Genomic DNA, 722 nt, shown 5'->3' with positions numbered 1-722 from the left:
ACCTTCAAAGCCTCCGTGCGGGCCGGCGGGCGCATCCGCAACGCCCAAGAGGTCGCCGATGACCTGGCCGCCCGGCTGCCCAACCTCACCCTGTCCCTCAACGACACCGGGGCCGGCGTGGCCGCCCCACTCACCGCTCAACAGTTATGCGGGGTCATCCGGGTGGCCTACGACCCGGCCGAGGCAATCCTCTTCGACCGGGCCCACGCTGCCGGCAAGGCCCCGGAGCTGGACTGGAGTGAGGTCGGCCCGCAGGCCGCCGACACCTTCTGGGACTGCTACCACCACAACAACTCCTGGTCGAAGTCCTGGGCGATGTCGGTGCCCCCGCGCTCCACCGTCCAGGCCAACGTGCTCCAGGCACTCATCGCTCCGAACCCGGAACTGGTGCGCAAGCGCGTCACCCTGCTCTACCGCCCCATCGACCCCGCGAGGGCCGCGCAGATGGTGGAGAACGACATCAACACCGCCACCTTCAACGCCTCCTCCCGCAACCGCGCCACCGCCCGGGACACCCGCGAAACCCGCGCCGCCCAGGCCACCGCCGCCGAAGAGGCTGATGGGGCGGGGCTGCTGAACTTCGGGCTCGTCGTCACCGCCACCGTCCGTTCCAAGGGCGAGCTGGATGAGGCCGAAGCCATCATCGAGAACCTCGGGACGTCGGCGAGGATCCGCCTGGAGGAGGCCTACGGCGCCCAGGACTCCACCTTCGCCGCCGGCCT

At 70.4% G+C, this 722-nt stretch carries 1 protein-coding gene; it reads left to right on the top strand.

Going from position 1 to position 722, the window contains the following annotated elements; all coding sequences use genetic code 11:
• Positions 1-722 (top strand): SCO6880 family protein (locus QYM41_RS17620; protein ID WP_368801069.1); only part of this gene is annotated, 722 nt, incomplete at both ends.

Source organism: Kocuria oxytropis (assembly GCF_040981195.1).
Taxonomy (GTDB): Bacteria; Actinomycetota; Actinomycetes; order Actinomycetales; family Micrococcaceae; genus Kocuria; species Kocuria oxytropis.
This window is presented reverse-complemented; position numbering and strand designations above follow the sequence as displayed.